This is a genomic window from Streptomyces sp. NPDC028298 (genome assembly GCF_055565895.1).
Map to the genome: position 1 here is coordinate 43,795 of NZ_JBVHTL010000009.1, position 21,325 is coordinate 65,119.

At 70.9% G+C, this 21,325-nt stretch carries 20 protein-coding genes; 3 read left to right on the plus strand and 17 right to left on the minus strand.

Going from position 1 to position 21,325, the window contains the following annotated elements; translation table 11 throughout:
• Positions 1–236 precede the first annotated feature (236 nt).
• The 14 genes from nusB to ACZ4TO_RS33045 form a co-directional block, all read right to left on the minus strand.
• Positions 237–671, minus strand: coding sequence for a transcription antitermination factor NusB (gene nusB / locus ACZ4TO_RS32980; RefSeq protein ID WP_361679097.1), 435 nt, complete (start codon positions 669–671; stop codon positions 237–239).
• A gap of 2 nt (positions 672–673) precedes the next feature.
• Positions 674–1,240: an elongation factor P gene (gene efp, locus ACZ4TO_RS32985; RefSeq protein WP_351862521.1), complete on the minus strand. Its 567-nt coding sequence runs from the start codon at positions 1,238–1,240 to the stop codon at positions 674–676.
• A gap of 59 nt (positions 1,241–1,299) precedes the next feature.
• Positions 1,300–2,406 carry an aminopeptidase P family protein gene (locus ACZ4TO_RS32990; RefSeq protein ID WP_382788789.1) on the minus strand — a complete coding sequence of 369 codons (1,107 nt, stop codon included), beginning with the start codon at positions 2,404–2,406 and terminating at the stop codon, positions 1,300–1,302.
• Positions 2,407–2,687: 281 nt separating this feature from the next.
• The gene (locus tag ACZ4TO_RS32995) at positions 2,688–3,611 is read right to left on the minus strand and encodes a Pro-rich N-terminal domain-containing protein (protein ID WP_468026164.1); all 924 of its coding nucleotides are present in this window, start codon (positions 3,609–3,611) and stop codon (positions 2,688–2,690) included.
• 192 nt (positions 3,612–3,803) lie between these two features.
• A complete protein-coding gene (gene aroB, locus ACZ4TO_RS33000) occupies positions 3,804–4,895 on the minus strand; it encodes a 3-dehydroquinate synthase (protein ID WP_382788796.1) in 1,092 nt (363 codons plus the stop codon).
• Positions 4,892–5,407 (minus strand): shikimate kinase, encoded by a 516-nt coding sequence (locus tag ACZ4TO_RS33005; protein WP_382788799.1) that lies wholly within the window; start codon positions 5,405–5,407, stop codon positions 4,892–4,894. The genes aroB and ACZ4TO_RS33005 overlap by 4 nt, the downstream gene beginning before the upstream one ends.
• Complete coding sequence (gene aroC / locus ACZ4TO_RS33010; protein WP_382788801.1) at positions 5,404–6,588, minus strand: chorismate synthase; 1,185 nt, start codon at positions 6,586–6,588, stop codon at positions 5,404–5,406. Before aroC ends, ACZ4TO_RS33005 begins: the two co-directional genes overlap by 4 nt.
• Before the next feature lie 174 nt (positions 6,589–6,762).
• On the minus strand, positions 6,763–7,137 hold the full coding sequence (locus ACZ4TO_RS33015; RefSeq protein WP_385042495.1) for a hypothetical protein: 375 nt from the start codon (positions 7,135–7,137) through the stop codon (positions 6,763–6,765).
• 42 nt (positions 7,138–7,179) lie between these two features.
• Positions 7,180–8,028 carry a shikimate dehydrogenase gene (locus ACZ4TO_RS33020; RefSeq protein WP_468026165.1) on the minus strand — a complete coding sequence of 283 codons (849 nt, stop codon included), beginning with the start codon at positions 8,026–8,028 and terminating at the stop codon, positions 7,180–7,182.
• Positions 8,009–9,907 (minus strand): endolytic transglycosylase MltG, encoded by a 1,899-nt coding sequence (gene mltG / locus ACZ4TO_RS33025; protein WP_385042497.1) that lies wholly within the window; start codon positions 9,905–9,907, stop codon positions 8,009–8,011. The genes ACZ4TO_RS33020 and mltG overlap by 20 nt, the downstream gene beginning before the upstream one ends.
• A 123-nt stretch (positions 9,908–10,030) precedes the next feature.
• A complete protein-coding gene (gene ruvX / locus ACZ4TO_RS33030) occupies positions 10,031–10,495 on the minus strand; it encodes a Holliday junction resolvase RuvX (RefSeq protein WP_328454536.1) in 465 nt (154 codons plus the stop codon).
• A gap of 11 nt (positions 10,496–10,506) precedes the next feature.
• Positions 10,507–13,179 (minus strand): alanine--tRNA ligase, encoded by a 2,673-nt coding sequence (gene alaS, locus ACZ4TO_RS33035; protein ID WP_382788814.1) that lies wholly within the window; start codon positions 13,177–13,179, stop codon positions 10,507–10,509.
• Positions 13,179–13,535 (minus strand): DUF6167 family protein, encoded by a 357-nt coding sequence (locus ACZ4TO_RS33040; RefSeq protein ID WP_382788817.1) that lies wholly within the window; start codon positions 13,533–13,535, stop codon positions 13,179–13,181. The genes alaS and ACZ4TO_RS33040 overlap by 1 nt, the downstream gene beginning before the upstream one ends.
• A 7-nt stretch (positions 13,536–13,542) precedes the next feature.
• Positions 13,543–13,977, minus strand: a complete 435-nt coding sequence (locus ACZ4TO_RS33045; protein ID WP_382788819.1) for a DUF948 domain-containing protein — start codon at positions 13,975–13,977, stop codon at positions 13,543–13,545.
• Between the two features lie 161 nt (positions 13,978–14,138).
• On the opposite strand from ACZ4TO_RS33045, the gene ACZ4TO_RS33050 reads away from it, so the two are divergent.
• A complete protein-coding gene (locus ACZ4TO_RS33050; protein WP_468026166.1) occupies positions 14,139–16,307 on the plus strand; it encodes an ATP-binding protein in 2,169 nt (722 codons plus the stop codon).
• A 39-nt stretch (positions 16,308–16,346) separates the two neighbouring features.
• On the opposite strand, the gene rpsD is transcribed toward ACZ4TO_RS33050, so the two are convergent.
• The 3 genes from rpsD to ACZ4TO_RS33065 all read right to left on the minus strand — a co-directional run bounded on the left by rpsD (position 16,347) and on the right by ACZ4TO_RS33065 (position 19,406).
• Positions 16,347–16,961, minus strand: coding sequence for a 30S ribosomal protein S4 (gene rpsD, locus ACZ4TO_RS33055; protein ID WP_037621164.1), 615 nt, complete (start codon positions 16,959–16,961; stop codon positions 16,347–16,349).
• A gap of 340 nt (positions 16,962–17,301) precedes the next feature.
• Complete coding sequence (locus tag ACZ4TO_RS33060; RefSeq protein WP_385042499.1) at positions 17,302–18,657, minus strand: replication-associated recombination protein A; 1,356 nt, start codon at positions 18,655–18,657, stop codon at positions 17,302–17,304.
• 104 nt (positions 18,658–18,761) lie between these two features.
• Entirely contained in the window at positions 18,762–19,406 is a 645-nt protein-coding gene (locus ACZ4TO_RS33065; protein WP_385042500.1) for a vitamin K epoxide reductase family protein, read from the minus strand.
• Between the two features lie 136 nt (positions 19,407–19,542).
• Between ACZ4TO_RS33065 and ACZ4TO_RS33070 the strand changes: the two genes are divergently transcribed.
• Complete coding sequence (locus ACZ4TO_RS33070) at positions 19,543–20,409, plus strand: ABC transporter ATP-binding protein (protein ID WP_468026167.1); 867 nt, start codon at positions 19,543–19,545, stop codon at positions 20,407–20,409.
• The gene (locus tag ACZ4TO_RS33075; RefSeq protein ID WP_382788833.1) at positions 20,406–21,251 is read left to right on the plus strand and encodes an ABC transporter permease; all 846 of its coding nucleotides are present in this window, start codon (positions 20,406–20,408) and stop codon (positions 21,249–21,251) included. The genes ACZ4TO_RS33070 and ACZ4TO_RS33075 overlap by 4 nt, the downstream gene beginning before the upstream one ends.
• Positions 21,252–21,325 lie beyond the last annotated feature (74 nt).

Sequence of the window (21,325 nt, forward strand, 5' to 3'; positions counted from 1 at the left end):
AGGGGGGCGTGCAAGGCGGCACGAAACAAGGAGGACCAGAACGCAGAGAAACCAGGCGGAACGGCCTTTCTGGGGGGCCATTCCCCCCACCCCCCCCCCCCCCCCCCCCCCCGGCGGCGTTCTGCGGGCCTCGCACGTCGTGCGGGTACCGGAACGCCGGAGGGCCCGCAGCGATCTCGCTGCGGGCCCTCCGGCGTTCCGTACGCACCCTCGGGGCGTACGGCTCTGGCTGTCGGTCAGTCCTCGTCGCGGCGGAGCGACGGCTTCAGGTCCTTCAGCCGGCCCAGCAGTCCGTTCACGAACGAGGGCGACTCGTCCGTGGAGAACTCCTTCGCGAGCTGCACCGCCTCGTCGAGCACCACGGCGTCCGGGGTCTCGTCGACCCAGATCAGCTCGTAGGCACCGAGGCGCAGGATGTTGCGGTCGACGACCGGCATCCTGTCCAGCGTCCAGCCGACGGCGTACTGCGCGATGAGCTCGTCGATGCGCCGCGCCTTGCCGGCGTAGCCCTCGACCAGTTCCATCGTGTATTCGCTGACCGGCGGCTGCCGGGTGTCGGACCGGGAGTGCCGGATCCAGTCCGCGAGGACCGTGAGGACGTCCACACCGCGCTGGTCGCCCTCGAAGAGGATCTGGAAGGCGCGCTTGCGGGCCGTGTTGCGGGCAGCCACGGTTAGCTGTTCACCCGGCCGAGGTAGTCGCTGGTGCGGGTGTCGACCTTGATCTTCTCACCGGTGGTGATGAAGAGCGGGACCTGGATCTGGTGACCGGTCTCCAGGGTGGCGGGCTTGGTGCCACCGGTGGAGCGGTCGCCCTGGACGCCGGGCTCGGTCTCCTGGACGACCAGCTCGACGGCGGCCGGCAGCTCGACGAAGAGCACCTCGCCCTCGTGCTGGGCGACGGTGGCCGTGAAGCCCTCGATGAGGAAGTTGGCGGCGTCGGCGACGGCCTTGCGGTCGACCATGAGCTGGTCGTAGGTCTCCATGTCCATGAAGACGAAGTACTCGCCGTCCATGTACGAGAACTGCATGTCGCGCTTGTCGATCGTGGCCGTCTCGACCTTGACGCCGGCGTTGAACGTCTTGTCGACGACCTTGCCGGAGAGCACGTTCTTCAGCTTGGTGCGCACGAAGGCCGGGCCCTTGCCGGGCTTGACGTGCTGGAACTCGACGACGGACCAGAGCTGGCCTCCGTCGAGCTTGAGCACCAGGCCGTTCTTGAGGTCGTTCGTGGAAGCCACGGTTGCGGAATCTCCTGGACTGACGTGGACGACCCCGGCGCACGCGCGTAGCCCGGAAGCTAGAGCGCGAGCAGTTCCTTGGTCGTGATGGTGAGTAGCTCGGGTCCGCCGTCCGCCTCAGGGCGTACGACGAGCGTGTCATCGATCCTGACACCGCCCCGGCCCGGAAGGTGGACCCCCGGTTCGACGGTGACCGGCACGCAAGCGTCCAGTTTACCCATGGCCGCGGGGGCAAGCTGCGGGTCCTCGTCGATTTCGAGCCCGACACCGTGCCCCGTCAGGGAGGGAAGGCCTTCCGTATGCCCCCCGGAGTCCAGTACCTGGCGGGCGGCGCGGTCCACGTCCCGGTAGGCGGCGCCGGGTGCCAGCGCCTCCCGGCCGGCGCGCTGGGCGGCGAAGACGAGGTCGTACAGCTCGATCTGCCAGTCGGCCGGCGAGGTGCCGATCACGAACGTACGACCGATCTCACACCGGTAGCCGCGGTAGGTCGCGCCGAGGCAGACGGAGAGGAAGTCACCCTCCTCGACACGCCGGTCGGTGGGCCGGTGGCCGCGGCGTCCCGAGTTCGGACCGGTGCCGACCGAGGTCGCGAAGGCGGGCCCGTCGGCACCGTGGTCGACGAGCCGGCGCTCCAGTTCCAGGGCGAGATGGCGTTCCGTGCGGCCCACGAGAATGGATTCCAGGAGTTCACCGAGCGCCTGGTCGGCGATCTCCGCGCCGATCCGCAGTGCGGAGATCTCCTCCTCGTCCTTGATCACCCGGAGCTGTTCGACCGCTCCGCCCAGATCGGCCAGGAGCAGCCGCGGCGCGACCGATCCGAGGGCGCGGTGCCGGGTCACGGTGAGGTGGTGTTCCTCGACCGCGAGGGACTCCACTCCCTGATCCGCCGCCAGTCCGGCGGCGGCGACGGCCGGGTCTCCGCCGGCACGCGGCAGCACCCGGACCTCCAGCGCCTCGTCGGGGCGCCCTTCCATGGCTTCGCCGGACGGCGGGCCTGCGCACAGCAGCATGTCCTCGTCGCCGCCGAGCAGCAGCACCGCGCCGAGCGGCGCGGCACCGGCGAGATACCTCACGTTGGCGGGTCGGGTGACGAGCGCCGCCGCGCTGCCGCCCGCCGCACAACGCTCCCGGAGCCGCTCTCTGCGGGTCGCGTACACCTCTGGCATGAACCGAGCCTACGAGCGGTGGCCGGATGTCGCCGGTTCAGAGGGCCGGACGGGTATCCCGGCGCCCGGACGGACCGGTCACAGGGCCCGAGCCGGACCCTTCGGGCACCGCCACGCTCCGCTCCGCGCGGCACCGCCGGGGGGCGAGGCCGCGTGGGTCACCGGCAGGACCCGAACCCCTGGGCCCGCCGACGGCCGAACCGTTTCACCCGTGCCGCGGGCCCGGCCCCGTCACCACGACCGCGCGCCGAACCCTTTCAGCACCGCGGCACGCCGAACCCTCACCACTGGGGCGGGCTGGCGATCGAACGGGCCAGGACGTCGTCCAGGACACGGGCCGTGGCCGCGACGTCGAGCTGGGAGTTGTCGATGATCGGGAGCCCGGAGCCGTACCAGCCGGCCATGCGGCCGTGGATGCGGGCGACCTCCTCGTCGCTGAGCCTGCGGTTGCCCGAGCGCTCGGCGTTGCGCTCCAGGACCACTTCCAGGCCCGGCAGGAGCACGACCGGCAGCAGACCGGGCCCCACGTGCCGCTTCCAGCCGCCGAGGCCGACGACCGGGCGGTCCGGGAAGACGGCGTCGTCCAGGATGCACGAGATGCCGTTGGCCAGGAAGTTGCGGGCGGCGAAGCCGCAGGTGCGGCGGGCGAGACGATACTGCGCCTCGGAATGGTCGTTCCATCCCGACTGCGGGTCGGCGAAGCCCGAGCGCACCCATTCGCGTACGTCGTCGAGGCTGATGTGGGCCGTGGGCACCCGGCGGTGGTCCGCCCAGTACTTGGCGACACTGGTCTTCCCGGCGCCCGCGGGGCCGATGAGCAGGACCGCGAGCGTCGTCGCCGCCGGGTCGGGCGCGCCCGTGGCGGGCGGCGGGCTCGGCATGGCGACCGAGACGCCCGGAGGCAGCCGGACATGCCCGGTGGTGTCCGGCGCGGGCGGCACGGGCGGGTGCGGCGGCTGCGCCGAGGCATGCGGCGGAGGCTGCGCCGACGGGTGCTGCGGCGGCTGCGGGGGCATCTGATGCGGTGGCAGGTGATGCTGGGGCGCCTGCGCGGGTGGCGCTCCGGGCGGCACCGGCACTCCGGCGAAACCGGGAGCGGGCGCGGGGCCCTGCTGCCCCGGGTACTGTCCGGCCGGCGACCATCCGGCGGCCGGCCCCTGCCCCGGCTGATGGGGCGGCAGCGGAGCCCCCACTGCGTGCTGCATCCGGTGCCACTCCGTCTCGTACAGGCGATGTGCGCGTCGCGACGGGACGCCGGTCCCGTCGCTACCGAACGGTACCTTCCCCGGCCGCCGTTGTGTGAACGGCCGGGGACGGTGCGAAGTGCCCGGTGAGGAGAGGCAAAACGGGCTGAGCAGGTGCCCTTCGGGCCATACGGCCCCGCGGGGCGGCGCCCGTTACTCGCCGACCTCGCCGTACGCCGCGAGCAGGACGGCCGGATCCGGGCCCTCCAGGACGGTCGGTTTGGCCAGTCCGTCGAGGACGATGAAGCGCAGCAGGTCGCCCCGGGACTTCTTGTCGACCTTCATGTTCTCCACGAGCTTCGGCCACTGGTCGTAGCGGTAGCTCAGCGGGAGACCCACGGACTCCAGGATCGTGCGGTGCCGGTCGGCCGTCGCGTCGTCCAGCCGGCCCGCGAGGCGGCCGAGTTCGGCGGCGAAGTGCATGCCGACGGAGACCGCCGCGCCGTGCCGCCACTTGTAGCGCTCGTTCTTCTCGATGGCGTGGGCCAGCGTGTGGCCGTAGTTGAGGATCTCGCGCAGCCCCGACTCCTTGAGATCGCCGGAGACGACCTCGGCCTTGACCTTGATGGAGCGCTCGATCAGCTCGGCGGTGTGCGGGCCCTCGGGCGTGCGGGCCGCCGCGGGGTCGGACTCGATGAGTTCCAGGATCACCGGGTCGGCGATGAAGCCGGCCTTGATGATCTCCGCGAGCCCGGACACGTAGTCGTTGACCGGCAGCGAGTCGAGCGCGGCCAGGTCGCACAGCACGCCCGCGGGCGGGTGGAAGGCGCCGACGAGGTTCTTGCCCTCGGCGGTGTTGATGCCCGTCTTGCCGCCGACCGCCGCGTCCACCATGGCGAGCACGGTGGTGGGGACGGCGATCCAGCGGACCCCGCGCAGCCAGGTCGCGGCCACGAATCCGGCCAGGTCGGTGGTGGCGCCGCCGCCGACACCGACGATGACGTCGGTGCGGGTGAAGCCGGACTGGCCGAGCGCCTTCCAGCAGTAGGCGGCGACCTCGGCGGTCTTGGCCTCCTCGGCGTTCGGCACCTGGATGGCGACGGCCTCGAAGCCCTGCTCCGCCAGGTCGGCGCGGAGCGCCTCGCCGGTGTCGGCGAGCGCCTCGGGGTGGATGACACCGACACGCTTGGCCTTGTCGCCGATCAACCCACCGAGCTCGCCGAGGAGCTGACGGCCGATCAGGACCTCGTAGGGGTCGGTGCCCGCGGTGCCGCCGACCTGGACACGGGTCACAGCCTCGCTCATGCTTCCTTCAACTCCAGTGCGTCGAGGACCTCTTGGGCGACCTCATCGGGGGTGCGGCCGTCGGTCGCCACGACCGCGCGGGCGACTTCGGTGTACAGGTGGCGGCGTGCCTCCATCAGCTCGCGCCACTGCTTGCGCGGGTTGACGGCGAGCAGCGGCCGGGCGACGTTGAGTCCGGTGCGCTGCACCGCCTCCTCGACGTCCATGGAGAGGTAGACGACCTGGTGGCCGGCGAGCAGGGCGCGGGTGTCGGCGTCGAGGACCGAACCGCCGCCCAGGGCCAGGACTCCGTCGTGCTCGGCGAGTGCCGTGCGCACCGCCCGCTTCTCGATCGCGCGGAAGGCGGGCTCGCCCTCGTCGACGAAGATGTCGGCGATGGCGCGGCCCTCGGTGGCCACGATGTCGTCGTCCGTGTCCCGGTAGACGCAGCCGAGCCGCTCGGCGACGAGCGCGCCCACGGTCGACTTCCCGACCCCCATCGGCCCGACCAGGACCAGCCGTGGGGCGGTCACCGGATGGCCAGGTTCTCGAGGTACGACCGGACGTTGCGGCGGGTCTCGGTGACCGAGTCGCCGCCGAACTTCTCGGCCACCGCGTCCGCGAGGACGAGGGCGACCATGGCCTCGGCGACGATGCCGGCGGCCGGCACGGCGGAGACGTCGGAGCGCTGGTGGTGGGCCTTGGCGGCCTCGCCGGTGGCGACGTCGACGGTGGCGAGCGCGCGCGGCACGGTGGCGATCGGCTTCATCGCGGCGCGGACGCGCAGCAGTTCGCCGGTGCTCAGGCCGCCTTCGGTGCCGCCGGCGCGACCCGACGTCCGCTTGATGCCCTCGGGCGTCCCGACGATCTCGTCGTGGGCCTGGGAGCCGGGCACGCGGGCGAGTTCGAAGCCGTCGCCGATCTCGACGCCCTTGATCGCCTGGATGCCCATCAGGGCCCCGGCCAGACGGGCGTCGAGCTTGCGGTCCCAGTGGACGTGCGAGCCGAGGCCCACGGGAACGCCGTAGGCGAGGACCTCGACGACGCCGCCGAGGGTGTCGCCGTCCTTGTGGGCCTGGTCGACCTCGGCGACCATCGCCTTCGAGGCGTCGGCGTCGAGGCAGCGCAGCGGGTCGGCGTCGAGCTTCTCGACGTCGGCCGGGGTGGGGTACACACCCTGCGGGGCCTTCACGGAGCAGAGCTCGACGACGTGGGAGACGATCTCGATCCCGGCCGTCTCCTTCAGGTACGAACGGGCGACGGCGCCGAGGGCGACCCGGGCCGCGGTCTCGCGGGCGGAGGCGCGCTCCAGGATCGGGCGGGCCTCGTCGAAGCCGTACTTCTGCATGCCGGCGAGGTCGGCGTGACCGGGACGCGGGCGGGTCAGGGGTGCGTTGCGGGCGAGACCGTCGAGGATCTCCCGGTCCACCGGGTCGGCCGCCATGACCTGGTCCCACTTGGGCCATTCGGTGTTGCCGACCATGACCGCGACCGGGGAGCCGAGGGTCAGACCGTGCCGGACGCCGCCGAGGAAGGTGACCTCGTCACGCTCGAACTTCATCCGGGCACCGCGTCCATAGCCCAGGCGCCGCCGGGCGAGGTGGTCCGCCACCATCTCCGTGGTGATCGGCACGCCGGCGGGAAGGCCCTCCAGCGTCGCGACAAGTGCGGGACCGTGGGACTCCCCCGCGGTCAGCCAGCGCAACCTGCTCAACGGTGCTCCTCATGCTCGCGCCCTGGTACTGCTGCTGCGTACACGTGTGCTCGCGTACGGCGACGGCGCGACCGGGTGCGCGGCCCAGGCCCGCCATGTCCGATCCTCCCACGTCCTGGCGCCGGAACCGGCCGCAGGTCCATCAGGCGGGACGGCCGGACATGGACGGAGGGCTCAGCGCGCGGCGTCCTGCCCCTGACCCGGCGCGTAGCTGCCGAGGAAGTCGGCACCGCTCGGCCCGGCCGGAGCGGGGGTCTGCGCGGGCCCGCTCTGCTGGTTCTGCTGGTTCTGCTGTGGCGCGTAGGCGCCCAGGTAGTCCGCGCCGCGCCCCTGTCCGTACTGCGCCGCCGCGTGCACGGGCACACCCGCCCGCACGGCACGCCAGTAACGGATCTTGCGCGTGAGCTTCAGGATCCACGAGCCGAGGACGGCGAGCACGATCAGCGCGAGCACCGTGACCTGCACCCAGTCGGGCATGAACTTCAGGACGAGCTCGAAGATCTCACCCTTGCCGGACGCCAGTGGCACCCCGTCGGACACGCTGGTCATGTACCTGACTCCCCCTACCCCGTGCTCCGCTCCCTGCGGACCTCAGCGGATATTACGGGAAGCGAGCGCGTGTTCCCCCGCTTTTCTCATGGCGACCACGGGGGCCGGCTGCCGCCCGGTCATCTGCTCCACCTGGAGCACCGCCTGGTGGACGAGCAGGTCGAGGCCGCCGACCACGGCCCCGCCGTACGCGGACCAGCGCGCCGCGAGGTCGGTCGGCCAGGGGTCGTACAGCACGTCGAAAAGGGTCGTCGGGCTCCCGGGGACGCCGGCCGCCAGCGCGTCCGTGGTCCCGGCCGGAGTCGTGGCGATCACCAGCGGCGCGCGCAGCGCCCGTTCGGCGTCGGCCCAGTCCTCGGTGCGCACCTCGATACCGAGCCGCTCGCCCCACTCGCGCATCTCGGCGCCCCGCTCCGGGCTCCGCACGTACGCGACGACCTCGCCGGTGCAGATCCGCGCGAGGGCGGCCAGCGCGGAGGAGGCGGTGGCGCCGGCCCCGAGGACGGCGGCCGACTCGACCTGCTCGATCCCCCGCTCACGCAGCGCCGCGACCATTCCGGGGATGTCGGTGTTGTCGCCGACGCGCCGCCCGTCCTCGGTGAACACGACGGTGTTGACCGCCTCGACGGAGGCGGCCGTCTCGCTGATCTCGTCGAGCAGTGGCATCACGGCCCGCTTGAGCGGCATCGTCAGCGACAGCCCGGCCCACTCCGCTCCGAGGCCCTCGACGAAGGCGGGCAGCGCCGCCTCGTCGACCTCGAAGCGGTCGTACGTCCACGCACCGAGACCGAGTTCCCGGTACGCGGCGCGGTGCAGCACCGGCGAGAGGGAGTGCGCGATCGGTGAACCGAGCACGGCCGCCCGGGACGCGTCAGTTGCCCGAGCTGGCATTGAACTTTTCCTTGAGCTTCTCGAACTGGGCCAGCGTCTTGGCGAATTCCGTGTTGTTCTGACCGTCGGTCGCCACGAAATACATCCAGCCGTCCTTCGTGGGATTGAACACCGCCCTGAAGGCGTCGTCGCCCGGATTGCCGATCGGACCGGGCGGCAGACCGCGGTGGTAATACGTGTTGTACGGGTCCGGATTGCTGTTGATCTCGGACTCGCCGATATTGATCTTGCTCTGGCCCTTCAGGTAATTGAAGGTCGAGTCGAACTGCAGCTTCTGATTGGTCTCGGTGTTGGTGCTCTTCAGACGGTTGTAGACGACCTCGGCCATCTTGCGGTAGTCGTCGTGCGTCTTGCCCTCGGCCTGGACCAGGCTCGCGACCGTGACCACCTGAAGGGGGCTGTCGAGCTTGAGCGCCTTCGCCTTCGCCACGAGCCCCAGCGCCGTGTACCTCTTGTTGGCCTGCGCGACCATGCTCTTCAGCACGGCCTCGGGCTTCATACCCTTGGCCGCGGGATACGTGAGCGGGTAGAGGAACCCCTCCAGGGGGTCCTTTATGTCCTTGTCGGTGTTCGCCCAGCTCGGCAGCCCGAGGGTCTTGTACTTCTTCTTCGCGACGGCGCTCGTCGTGCCCTTGGCGAGTCCGAGTTTCGTGTCGATCAACGTGTAGACCTGGGCATTGCGGAAACCGGGCGGCACGGTCACGTTGTTCTGGCTCTTGGGGTCGAGCATCAGCTCGACGGCGCTCTTGGCCGACATCCCCTTGCGCAGAAGATAGGCGCCGGCCTGAATCGATTTGCCCTTCGGATTCTCCGCCTGAGCGGACACGAACGCGTCCACGCTCTTGACGACACCGGCGGCCTTCAGCTTCTGGCCGATGACATAACCGCCCTCGCCCTTGCCGATCTCGACGGGAACCTGCCCCGTCCCCTCGCCGGAAAAGTCGGGGGCCGCGCCGAAACGATTCTGGTAGTAGTGGTAACCGAAATACCCGGCTCCCGCGAGACCGCCGCCGAAGACCATGACGACCACCAGGCAGGCGCAGCCGCTGCGGCGTTTCTTGCCCTTGCCGCCGCGCTCCTTGTCGCCGCCGCGCTGCTTGCGGTCCCCGCGGCCACGGCCCTTCTTCGGGTCGTCGTCCTCGTCGAAGTCGTCGTCCTCGTCGTCCTCACCGGAGAAGAAGGCGTGCTCGCCCTGGTCCGGTCCCGGGTCCCAGTCCGGCTCGGGTTCCGGCTCGGCACGGCGCCGGGCGGGCGGCTCGGGCGGCGGATAGGCGTCCGGGGTGTTGTACGAGTCCGGCTGCTCGGCCGCGTACTGGCCCGCGTAGGGGTCGGCGGGATCGCCCGTGTACGGCACCTGAGGCTGCGCACCGGTGCCGCTGTCGGCGTACTGCTGCCGGCCCTGGCCGGGGTACTGCTGCTGACCCTGGCCGTTGAACTGCTGCTGACCCTGGTCCTGGTACTGCTGACCCTGGCCCTGACCGTTGAACTGCTGCTGCCCCTGGCCCTGGCCGTTGTTGAACTGCTGCTGGCCCTGACCGGGGTACTGCTGCTGGCCCTGGTACTGCTGCTGTCCCTGACCCTGGTACTGCTGCTCCTGCCCCGGGTACTGCTGCTGCCCCTGACCGGGGTACTGCTGCTGGCCCTGGTACTGCTGCTGACCGGGGTACTGGCCGTGCTGGCCCTGCGCCGGGTACTGCTGCTGGCCCTGGTACTGCTGCCCCTGGCCCCAGTCGCCCTGCTGCTGCGGATAGTGCTGCGGCTGGCCGCCGTCGTAGGCGGACTGGCCCTCTGCGGCCTGTCCGCCCCATCCGAGGTCCCCGTACAACGGGTCCTCCGGATTCCACGGTTCGGAGCCAGGGCCCCGGCCATACTCAGTCATCGATCCCCTACGAGCCGCGAGCCGGCAGCGGCCGGCTCGTCTGGCCCGGCTCCCGTCCGCCTCTTCACTGTGCGACGGCTGTTCGAACACCACCGCATCGGGCGGAACGTTACCGTATCGCGATCACATGACCACTTCGACGCCCTCGCCGGGCGACTTGCCTGACACCCGTTCGGATTCCAGGGCCTGCTGCAGGATCACGACGGCTGCCGCCTGGTCGATGACCGACCTGCCCTTCTTCGACTTCACGCCCGAGGCGCGCAGTCCCTGACTGGCCGTGACCGTGGTCATCCTCTCATCCACGAGCCGAACCGGAACAGGAGCAATCCCTTCCGCGAGCTCCTGGGCGAAGGCACGGACCTTGACCGCGGCAGGGCCCTCGCCCCCCTTGAGGGAGCGAGGGAGACCGACGACGACCTCGATCGGCTCGTACTCCTCGACGAGCTGCCGCAGCCGGCGGTGGGCGGCCGGGATGTCACGCCCCGGAACCGTCTCCACCGGCGTCGCGAGGATCCCGTCGGGGTCGCACGAGGCGACCCCGATCCGGGCGTCCCCGACGTCGATCGCGAGCCGACGTCCTCTGCGCATGTCCGCGGCCCTTACTTGGCCGTCTCGGCGACGAGGCGCTGGACCGCGTCGATGGCCTCGCCGACGGCGGCCGGGTTCTGGCCACCGCCCTGGGCGACGTCCGGCTTGCCGCCACCGCCGCCGCCGAGGGTCTTGGCGGCGCCGCGGACCAGCTCACCGGCCTTCAGACCGCGCTCGCGGGCGGCCTCGTTGGTGGCGATGACCGTCAGGGGCTTGCCGCCCACGACCGTGAACAGGGCCACGACGACGGCGCGTCCGCCCTGGATGCGGCCCCGCACGTCGAGGACCAGCTTGCGCAGGTCGTCGGCGCCCGTGCCGTCCGGGACCTGGCCGGTGACCAGGGCGACGCCGTTCACGTCCTGAGCGGACTCGACGAGTCCGGCGGCGGCCTGGAGCACCTTCTCCGCGCGGAACTTCTCGATCTCCTTCTCGGCGTCCTTCAGCTTGCCGAGCATGGCGGAGACCTTCTCCGGAAGCTCCTCCGGACGGCCCTTGACCAGCTCCTGGAGCTGGGCGACGACCGTGTGCTCACGGGCCAGGAAGTTGTACGCGTCGACGCCGACGAGGGCCTCGATGCGCCGCACGCCCGAGCCGATGGACGACTCGCCCAGCAGCTTCACCAGGCCGAGCTGCGCGGTGTTGTGCACGTGCGTGCCGCCGCACAGCTCCTTGGAGAAGTCGCCGATGGTCACGACGCGGACGCGCTCGCCGTACTTCTCGCCGAACTCGGCGATGGCGCCCTGCTTCTTGGCCTCGTCGATGCTCATGACCTCGGCCTGGACGTCCAGGTCGCGGGCGAGCACCTCGTTGATCTGCTGCTCGACGTCCGTCATCACGGCCGTCGGGACGGCGGACGGGGAGCCGAAGTCGAAGCGGAAGCGGCCGGGCTGGTTCTCGGAGCCGGCCTGGGCGGCCGTCGGGCCCAGGGCGTCGCGCAGCGCCTGGTGCGTGAGGTGCGTGGCCGAGTGGGCGCGGGCGATGGCTTTGCGACGGCGTACGTCGATGGTGGCCTGGGCCTTGGCGCCGACGGTGGCCTCGCCGACCTGGACGACGCCCTTGTGGACGTACACGCCGGGGACGGGCTTCTGGCAGTCACGGATCTCGATGACGGCGCCCGTGTCGACCCGGATGCGGCCGGTGTCGCCGATCTGGCCGCCGCCCTCGGCGTAGAACGGGGTGCGGTCGAGGACGATCTCGACCTCGTCGCCCTCGGTGGCGGCCGGCGAGGAGACGCCGTCCACGAGGATGCCGACGATCGTCGACTCGGCCTCGGTGCCGTCGTAGCCGACGAAGTCGGTCTCACCGGCGGCGTCGGCGATCTGGCGGTAGGCGCCGAGGTCGGCGTGGCCGGTCTTCTTGGCGCGGGCGTCGGCCTTGGCCTTGTCCCGCTGCTCCTTCATCAGGCGGCGGAAGCCGTCCTCGTCCACCGACAGGCCCTGTTCGGCGGCCATTTCGAGGGTGAGGTCGATCGGGAAGCCCCACGTGTCGTGGAGCAGGAAGGCCTTGTCGCCGGCGAGGACCGTGCCACCCGACGACTTCGTGTCGGTGATGGCCGTGTCGAGGATGTTCGTGCCGGCCTTCAGGGTCTTGAGGAAGGCGGCCTCCTCGGCGAGGGCCACGGTCTCGATCCGCTGCCGGTCGGTGACCAGCTCCGGGTACTGCCGGCCCATCATGCCGATGACGACGTCGATGAGGTCCTTGACGACCGGTCCGGTGGCGCCGAGCAGGCGCATGTTGCGGATGGCGCGGCGCATGATGCGGCGCAGCACATAGCCGCGGCCCTCGTTGCCGGGGCTCACGCCGTCGCCGATGAGCATCACGGAGGTGCGCATGTGGTCGGTGACCACACGCAGCGACACGTCGGAGGCGTGGGCGGCACCGTACTCGACACCCGTCAGCTCGGTGGCCTTGTTGATGACCGCCATGGAGGTGTCGATCTCGTACATGTTCTGCACGCCCTGCAGAATCATCGCGAGGCGCTCGAGGCCGAGGCCGGTGTCGATGTTCTTGCTGGGCAGCTCGCCGAGGATCTCGAAGTCGTCCTTCGAGGTGCCCTCGCCGCGCTCGTACTGCATGAAGACCAGGTTCCAGATCTCCACGTAGCGCTCGTCGTTGACGGCCGGGCCGCCCTCGACACCGAACTCGGGACCGCGGTCGTAGTTGATCTCGGAGCACGGACCGCAGGGGCCCGGGACGCCCATGGACCAGTAGTTGTCCTTCTTGCCCAGGCGCTGGATGCGCTCGGCCGGGACGCCGATCTTGTCGCGCCAGATGGTCTCGGCCTCGTCGTCGTCGAGGTAGACCGTGATCCACAGACGCTCGGGGTCTAGGCCGTAACCACCCTTGTCCTGGGGCGTGGTGAGCAGCTCCCAGGCGTAGGTGATGGCCCCTTCCTTGAAGTAGTCGCCGAAGGAGAAGTTGCCGCACATCTGGAAGAACGTGCCGTGGCGCGTGGTCTTGCCGACCTCTTCGATGTCGGGCGTGCGCACGCACTTCTGCACGCTGGTGGCGCGCGCCCAGGGAGCCTTGACCTCGCCGAGGAAGTACGGCTTGAAGGGGACCATGCCGGCGGGGACCAGGAGCAGAGTCGGGTCGTCCGCGATGAGCGACGCCGAAGGGACGACGGTGTGACCGCGCTCCTCGTAGAAGCTCAACCAGCGGCGGCGGATTTCAGCCGACTCCATCAGTGGTCCTCATTCCGGTTGTACGAGTACGTCGTGTTGTCGATGTACTTGATCTGCTTGTTGTTGCCGGACTGCTCGCCGCCGCCGATCGCGGCGATACGGCGCTGGGTGGGCAGTTCGGGATCCGGGTCCGCGTTCAGACCGAGCACCTCGCCGAGTTCGGCCTCTCGCTGGGCCATCCCGTCGCGGACGTCGAGCGCGAACTCCTTGAGGCGGTGGCCCGCGTCGATCGCCTTGTTCGCGGCCTGCGCCGCGAGGCTCTCGGGGGTGAGCTGCCTGAGCTTGCGGTTGACCTTGGTGGTGGCCCATACACCCGCGGCTGCGCCCGCGGTGAACCAGAACGTACGGCGGAACATCGCTGCGTCAGTCCTTCTTCCGCTTTCCCCGCCGGGTGGACGGGACGGCGCGGCCCACGATCACGGTACGCCGGGGCGCTTTGTCGGGCACATTGTCACGACGGCCTCCGATGGCCCGGCGCACGCCGTACCCGAACGCCGCGACCTTGACCAGCGGGCCGCCGAACGTGGAGGCGACGGTCGTCGACAGCGCCGAGGCGTTCGACGTGACCTCCTGGACGTCCGACGCGATGGCGTCGACCCGGTCGATCTGCGTCTGCGCGGAGCGCACCGCCGCCGAGGCGTCGGCCAGGAGCGGGACGGCCTGGTCGGTCACGTCCGCGACGAGCTTGGTGGTCGCCCTGAGCGTCTGGGCCAGCCTCACCAGCGCGACGGCGAGGAAGGAGACCAGGATCGCCCAGAAGACGGCCACCAGGATCCCGGCCACCTCACCACCGGACACTGTGCACCCGCTCCCTGACTGTGTGCCTGAACATCGAAAAGTCGTCACCCGAGCCTATCGCGCCGGGGCCGGGGCTCCGTACCGCATTTATCCGCTCCGGAGTGTGGAGTTGCGCGAACCGATTGTACGGAGCGCTAACGGGTCAGTACGCTCCGTATCTCATGCAGCGTTCTCACCCCGGCCGACACTCCGGTCCTGCCGTACCCGGCAATCTGCCCCTGGAACTCGACGCGTTCGTGGGGCGCTCCGCGGAGCTCGCGCGGCTGGCCGAGGCGCTGGAGGCGGTCCGTCTGGTCACCGTGACCGGCATGGGGGGCGTCGGCAAGACCCGCCTCGCCACCCACGCGGCGGCGGCGACGGACCCGCGCGACGGGGTGTGGCACGTGGACCTGTCCGCGGTGCACGACCCGGAACTCGTCGAGTACGCCGTGGCCGAGGCCTTCGGGCTGACGGACCACACGGCGAAGCCGCCGCGCCGGGTGCTGCTCGACCATGTCGCCGGGCGCAGGCTCCTGCTGGTCCTGGACGGCTTCGAGCACCTGGTCGACGTGAGCGCCGCGCTGGTGGGCGAGTTGCTGCGGCGGGCGCCGGGACTGCGGGTGCTGGCCGTGGGCCGCAGACCGCTGGGGATCGCGGGCGAGCGGGTGTTCCCGCTGGCGCCGCTGGACGAGGCCGAGGCCGTGGAGCTGTTCGCGGACCGGGCGGCGGCCCGGGTGCCCGGCTTCGCGCTGGGCGAGGGCAACGGCTCCGACGTCCGGGAGCTGTGCCGGCGGCTGGACGGGATCCCGCTGGCGCTGGAACTGGCGGCGGGCCGCGTCGGCGCCCTCTCCCCCGCTCAGTTGCTCGCCCGCCTGGAGGACCGGTTCCGGCTGCTGACCGGCGGTGTGCGCGACGCGCCGCCGCGGCACCAGACCCTGCGGACGGCGATCGGCTGGAGCCACGAACTGTGCACACCGGGAGAGCGGCTGCTGTGGGCGCGCCTGTCGGTGTTCGCCGGGCAGTTCGATCTGGAGGCCGCGGAGTACGTGTGCAGCGGGGACGGACTGCACGCCGACGACGTGCTGGACGTGCTCGGCGAACTGCTCGCGCAGTCGGTGCTCGCGCGCGAGGAGACCGCGGCCGGAGTGCGGTACCGGATGCTGGACACGGTCCGCGCCTACGGGGCGCACTGGCTGGCGGCGACGGGCGACGCGGAGCGGCTGCGCCGTCGCCACCGCGACTGGTACATGGGCCTGGTCACCTGGTGCGAACTGGACTGGTTCTCGCCGCGGCAGGCCGAGGTGGCGGTGCGCGTCGAGACGGAACTGCCGAATCTGCGCTGCGCGCTGGAGTACTCGCTCGGCGAACCCGACGACGCGCATCTGGGCCAGTACCTGGCGGGCGCCCTGTGGTTCTACTGGGTCGGCTGCGGCCGTCTCTCGGAGGGGCGGCACTGGCTGGAGCGCAGTGTCGAACTCGACGGCGACCGCGACCAGTCACGGCTGAAGGCCCTGTGGGTGCTCGGCTACGTGGCGGTCCTCCAGGGCGACTCGGTGCCCGCGCTGTCCGCGCTCCAGGAGTGCCGCGACGAGGCGGAGCGCTGCGGGAACGCCGTCGCGGTGGCGTACGCCGAGCATCGCACCGGCTGTCTGGCCCTGGTCACGGACGACATGGCGCGGGCCGAGAGGCTGCTGCGCTCGGCGCTGGACCGGTATCACGAGATCGGCGAGCTCAACAGCAATGTGCTGATGGGCCAGATCGAGCTGGCCATGGCGCTCGCCTTCCAGGGCGACATGCCGGGCGCGGTGAAACTGTGCGAGGACGTCCGCGGGGTGTGCGAGGACCACGGGGAGCGCTGGGCGCTGGCCTACGCGCTGTACGTCCTCGGGTACCAGGCGCAGGCGGAGGGCGATCCGGCGCGGGCGCGCGGTCTGCTGGAGCAGGGCCTGGGGATCGCGCACAGTTTCCACGATCTGCTCGGCGCCGTGCTCGCGGTCGAGCTGCTCGCCCTGGTGACGGTGGTGGAGGGGGACGCAGCCGAGGCCGCGGTGCTGCAGGGGGCGGCGGCGCGCATGTGGCCGTCGGTGGGTCTGCCGCTGTTCGGCTCGGCGTACTACAACGCGCCGCACGAGCGCTGTGCGGCCCTGGCCCGGCAGGAGCTGGGTGACGAGCGGTACGAGGAGTGCGTACGGGCGGGCGGGCTGCTCGGGCAGGACGCGGCGGTCGCCCGGGCGCTGGGCGGGGCCGGGGTGCCGCCCCTGGGTGCGGTGCCCTCGCCGCGCAGGCTGCCCCCGGACGTGCGAAAGCCCGCCGTCTCGCCCACCTCGAAGGGCGGGGAGACGACGGGCTGACGCCGACGCTTGGGTGGTACCGCGTCCGCTGTTGAAAGATCAGCGGGCGTAGTACTCGACGACGAGCTGCTCGTCGCAGATCACCGGGATCTCCTTGCGGTTCGGCTCACGGTCCAGGCGGAAGGCCAGGGCGGCGAGGTTCACCTGGAGGTAGCGCGGGGTCTCGCCGTCGGGGGCGAAGCCACCGGCGCGGGAAACCTCGAACAGCGTCTTGCTGCGGCTGCGCTCGCGGACCATCACGACGTCGTCGGGACGGACGCGGAACGAGGGCTTGTCGACCTTCTGGCCGTTGACCTCGATGTGGCCGTGAACGACCATCTGGCGGGCCTGGTAGATCGTGCGGGCGATGCCCGAACGCAGGACCAGCGCGTCGAGACGACGCTCCAGCTCGATGATCAGGGCCTCACCGGTCTTGCCCTGGACCTTGGAGGCACGCTCGTAGGCGCGGACGAGCTGGCGCTCGGACACGTCGTACTGCGCGCGCAGACGCTGCTTCTCGAGCAGACGGACCTTGTAGTCCGAGTTCTGCTTGCGGCCACGGCCGTGCTCACCCGGCGGGTAGGGGCGGGCCTCGAAGTACTTGACAGCCTTCGGGGTCAGCGCGATACCGAGCGCACGCGACTTCTTGACCTTGGGGCGGGACTGGTTCGCCATGAACCAAACACCTCATGTTTCCGATGCGAATACGGCTTCACCAGGGTTAGGGGAGGTCGCAATCCGCAGCCCGGGAAACCCTCCTCGCCGCCGTGGAGATCCACGGGGACGGGGCGGGCAGCCGCTCCTGGGTCTGGGCACATACGTGCAGCACGCGAGTGACCCACCGACCGGTCCCGGAGTTCCGGGTGGTGGTGGGTTGCCCGCGACACCTTCGACGGTGCGCGACGCTCCTGGAATCCCCCCGTGGTGGCAGGGGCTCCGGCTGGATGTCCCGTTCTGGTGGTGCCGACCGGAGCCGGACACGGGACGCAGCGCTTCGAGCCATCGTACAGGGTGCTCAGGAGCGCCCTCTACCGAGGCGCTTCCTGGTCCACTCCACGGCGTCGGCGTAGCGCGCCTCGGCGCCGTGCCGGGTCGGGGTGTAGTACTCCCGGTCCGTGAGTTCCTCGGGCGCGTACTGCTGGGCCGCGATGCCCTCGGGCAGGTCGTGGGGATACACGTACCCCTGGGCGTGCCCGAGCTTGGCCGCGCCCTTGTAGTGGCCGTCGCGCAGGTGGGCCGGCACCGGACCGGCGTGTCCCTTGCGGACGTCCTCCAGCGCGGCACCGATGGCGGTGGTCGCGGCGTTGGACTTGGGGGCCAGCGCGAGGGCGATGGTGGCGTGGCTGAGGGTGAGCGCGGCCTCCGGGAAGCCGATCATCGCGACGGCCTGCGCGGCCGCGACGGCTATGGGCAGCGCGTTCGGGTCGGCGAGGCCGATGTCCTCGCTGGCGGAGATCATCAGGCGGCGGGCGATGAAGCGGGGGTCCTCGCCCGCCTCGATCATCCGGGCGAGGTAGTGCAGGGCGGCGTCCACGTCGGAGCCGCGGATGGACTTGATGAGCGCGCTCGCCACGTCGTAGTGCTGGTCGCCGTCGCGGTCGTACTTCACGGCGGCGCGGTCGACCGTGGCCTCCAGGGTCTGGAGGGTGATCTCCGGCTCGCCCTTGTCGAGGGCCGCGCCGGCCGCGGCCTCCAGGGCGGTCAGGGCGCGGCGGGCATCACCGCCGGCGATGCGCAGCAGATGGTCCTCGGTGTCGCCGGGCAGGGCCACGGAGTCCTTGAGGCCGCGCTCCGAGGCGAGCGCCCGGCGCAGCAGGCCGCGCAGATCGTCGTCGGTGAGGCTTTCGAGGGTCAGCAGGAGGGAGCGGGAGAGGAGCGGCGAGATCACCGAGAAGTACGGGTTCTCAGTGGTCGCGGCGATCAGGGTCACCCAGCGGTTCTCCACGGCCGGGAGCAGGGAGTCCTGCTGGGCCTTGCTGAAGCGGTGGATCTCGTCCAGGAAGAGGACGGTCTCCTTGCCGTACCCCCCGGCGGCGCGGCGGGCGCCGTCGATGACCGCGCGGACCTCCTTGACGCCCGCGGTGATCGCGGAGAGTTCCACGAAGCGCTTGTCGGTCGCCTTGGAGACGACGTAGGCGAGGGTCGTCTTGCCGGTGCCCGGCGGGCCCCAGAGGATCACCGAGGACGGTCCGGCCGGGCCGCCGTCGGCCTCGGCGACCAGTCTGCGCAGGGGCGAGCCCGGCTTCAGCAGATGCTGCTGCCCCACGACCTCGTCGAGGGTGCGCGGGCGCATCCGCACGGCGAGAGGACTGCTGGACGGGTCCTTCTCCTGGCGTTCTTCTGCGGCGGCGGTGAACAGGTCGGGCTCCACGTCCAAAACCCTATGTCACACCACTGACAATCCCCGCCGGGCCGTGGACCGGGGCCGCGGTCGGGGCCGCGACCGGCCCGTCGACGCGCCCGCCCGTCAGCCGGTCAGCTCGTCCAGAAGTCCCACCAGCGGGTCAGGATCAGCATGCCGATGATGCCGATGTGCAGCGCCGGCAGGACCCAGGTGAACTCGCCGAAGAAGCCCTTGAGCCAGCCCGGGGCGGGCAGGAAGCCGTTGCGGACGTTGAAGGACGTCACGTACCAGAACATGATGATCGTGGCGACCCAGGCCAGGCTGCACCACAGGCAGAGCGAGTTGATCCGGTACAGCGACTGGAACTGGAGCCAGGTGCAGAACGCGACGCCGAAGAGCGTGCCCGCGTTGAAGGTCAGCCAGTACCAGCGCGGGAAGGTCGCGCGGGCGAGCAGGCTCATGCCGACGCAGATCACGATGCCGTAGGCGACGAGCCCCATCATGGGGTTCGGGAAGCCGAAGGCCGAGGCCTGTTCGCTCTTCATGATGTTGCCGCAGGAAACCACCGGGTTCAGGCTGCAGCCCGGGACGAAGTTCGGGTTCTCCAGCAGCTTGAACTTGTCGATCGTGATGACCCACGCGGCAAGGAGACCGGCCGCGCCCGTGATCACCAGCAGCACCGCGAGGGCGCGGCTGCCGCCGGCCGTGCGCGCGGGGGTGGCGGCAGGGCGTTCCTGACCGGTCGGGACGTCCTTGACTGTCGTCTTGTTCATCACGCCGTTTCCGTAGCTTCGAAGGGGCCTGCGGGCAGGCTCATTGTGCCGCACCCGCCCGGCCGCCCACCGTTCGGTGGCCATAAGAAGGTACGCACGGGCACCCCGGAAGGTTCGGTTCGGGGAGATGCTCTTCCGCATGACAACTCACGCGGAGCGACTCGCGGTGGACGTACGGGGGCTGCGCAAGCAGTACGGGGACGTGACCGCGGTCGACGGCATCGATCTGGGCATCCGGCGGGGCGAGGTGTTCGGCCTGCTCGGACCGAACGGAGCGGGCAAGAGCACCACCGTGGAGATCCTCCAGGGCAACCGCCGGCGGGACGCGGGCGAGGTCTCCGTGCTCGGCTCGGACCCGGAGACGGGCACGCGCGCGTGGCGCTCACGCGTCGGAATCGTCTGGCAGGACGAATCCGCGCCCGCCGAGTTGACGGTGGGCGAGACGGTGCGGCATTTCTCCCGTTATTACCCGAATCCCCGCGACCCCGAGGAAGTCATCGGTCTGGTCGGTCTCGAGGCGAAGGCGGGCAGCAGGATCAAGTCGCTCTCGGGCGGTCAGCGCCGGCGGCTCGACGTGGCCCTCGGAGTGATCGGCGGGCCCGAGCTGCTGCTCCTGGACGAGCCGACCACCGGCTTCGACCCGGCGGCGCGACGGCAGTTCTGGGAGCTGATCCGCAAACTGGCCGACGAGGGCACCACCATCCTGCTGACCACGCACTACATGGAGGAGGCCGAGGCACTCGCGGACCGGCTGGCGGTCGTCGCGCGGGGCCGCGTCGTCGCCGAGGGCGAACCGGCCGCGCTGCGCGAGCGGTTCGGCAGCGAGGCCACGGTCGCGTGGACGGAGGCCGACGGCAGCCCGCGCAGCGAGCGCACCGGGACGCCCACGAAGACGGTGGCCGACCTCACCCGCCGCTTCGACGGCGAGATCCCGGGACTGCGGGTGAGCCGCCCGACCCTGGAGGACGTCTATCTGCGGCTGACCGGCCAGGAGGACGCGCGATGACCACGACCGAGGTACGACCCGGCACGAAGGACGCGTCCGGCCGGCTGCCCGGCGCCTGGGGGCTGGGACTGCGCCGCGGCGGCCTGGAGCTCAAGCAGTTCTTCCGCCAGCGGGACCAGGTGGTCTTCACCTTCGCCTTCCCGGTGGTCTTCCTGTTCCTGTTCGCGTCGATCTTCAGCAACGACGTGAAGGGCGCGGGCATCACCGCGTCCCAGCTCTACGTCCCCGCGATGATGGCCGCGGGCATCATGTCGACCAGTTTCCAGTCCCTCGGCATCTCGATCGCGATCGAACGGGACGAGAGGGTGCTGCGCCGGCTGCGCGGCACACCGATGCCGCCGGCCGCGTACTTCTTCGGCAAGATATGGCTGGTTCTGGTGACCGGTGCCCTGGAGACGGCGATCCTGCTCGCCGTCGGCACCACGCTGTACGGCGTCGATCTGCCCTCCGACGCCGGCCGGTGGGCGGACTTCGGCTGGATCTTCGTCCTGGGTCTGACGGCCTGCGCCCTGCTCGGCATCGCGATCAGTTCGGTTCCGAAGTCCGGCAAGAGCGCCACCTCGGTGGTCGTCCTGCCCTTCCTCGTCCTCCAGTTCATCTCCGGCGTCTACATATCCGTCGACACCATCCCGGACTGGATGCTGAACATCGGCGCGCTGTTCCCCCTCAAGTGGATGTGCCAGGGGCTGCGCGGGGTGTTCCTGCCCGACTCCGCGAAGGTGCTGGAGCAGGCGGGCGACTGGGAGTTCGGGCGCGTCGCGCTGGTGCTCGGGGCGTGGTGCGTCGGAGGCCTGCTGCTGTGTCTGCTGACCTTCCGCTGGAAGAACCGCCGCGACGGCTGACGGCTCCGGCCGGGCACCCCACCCCAGTGCGGACCCGGACAGGTCCGGTGCCGGACGGCCACCCCGGTGCCGGA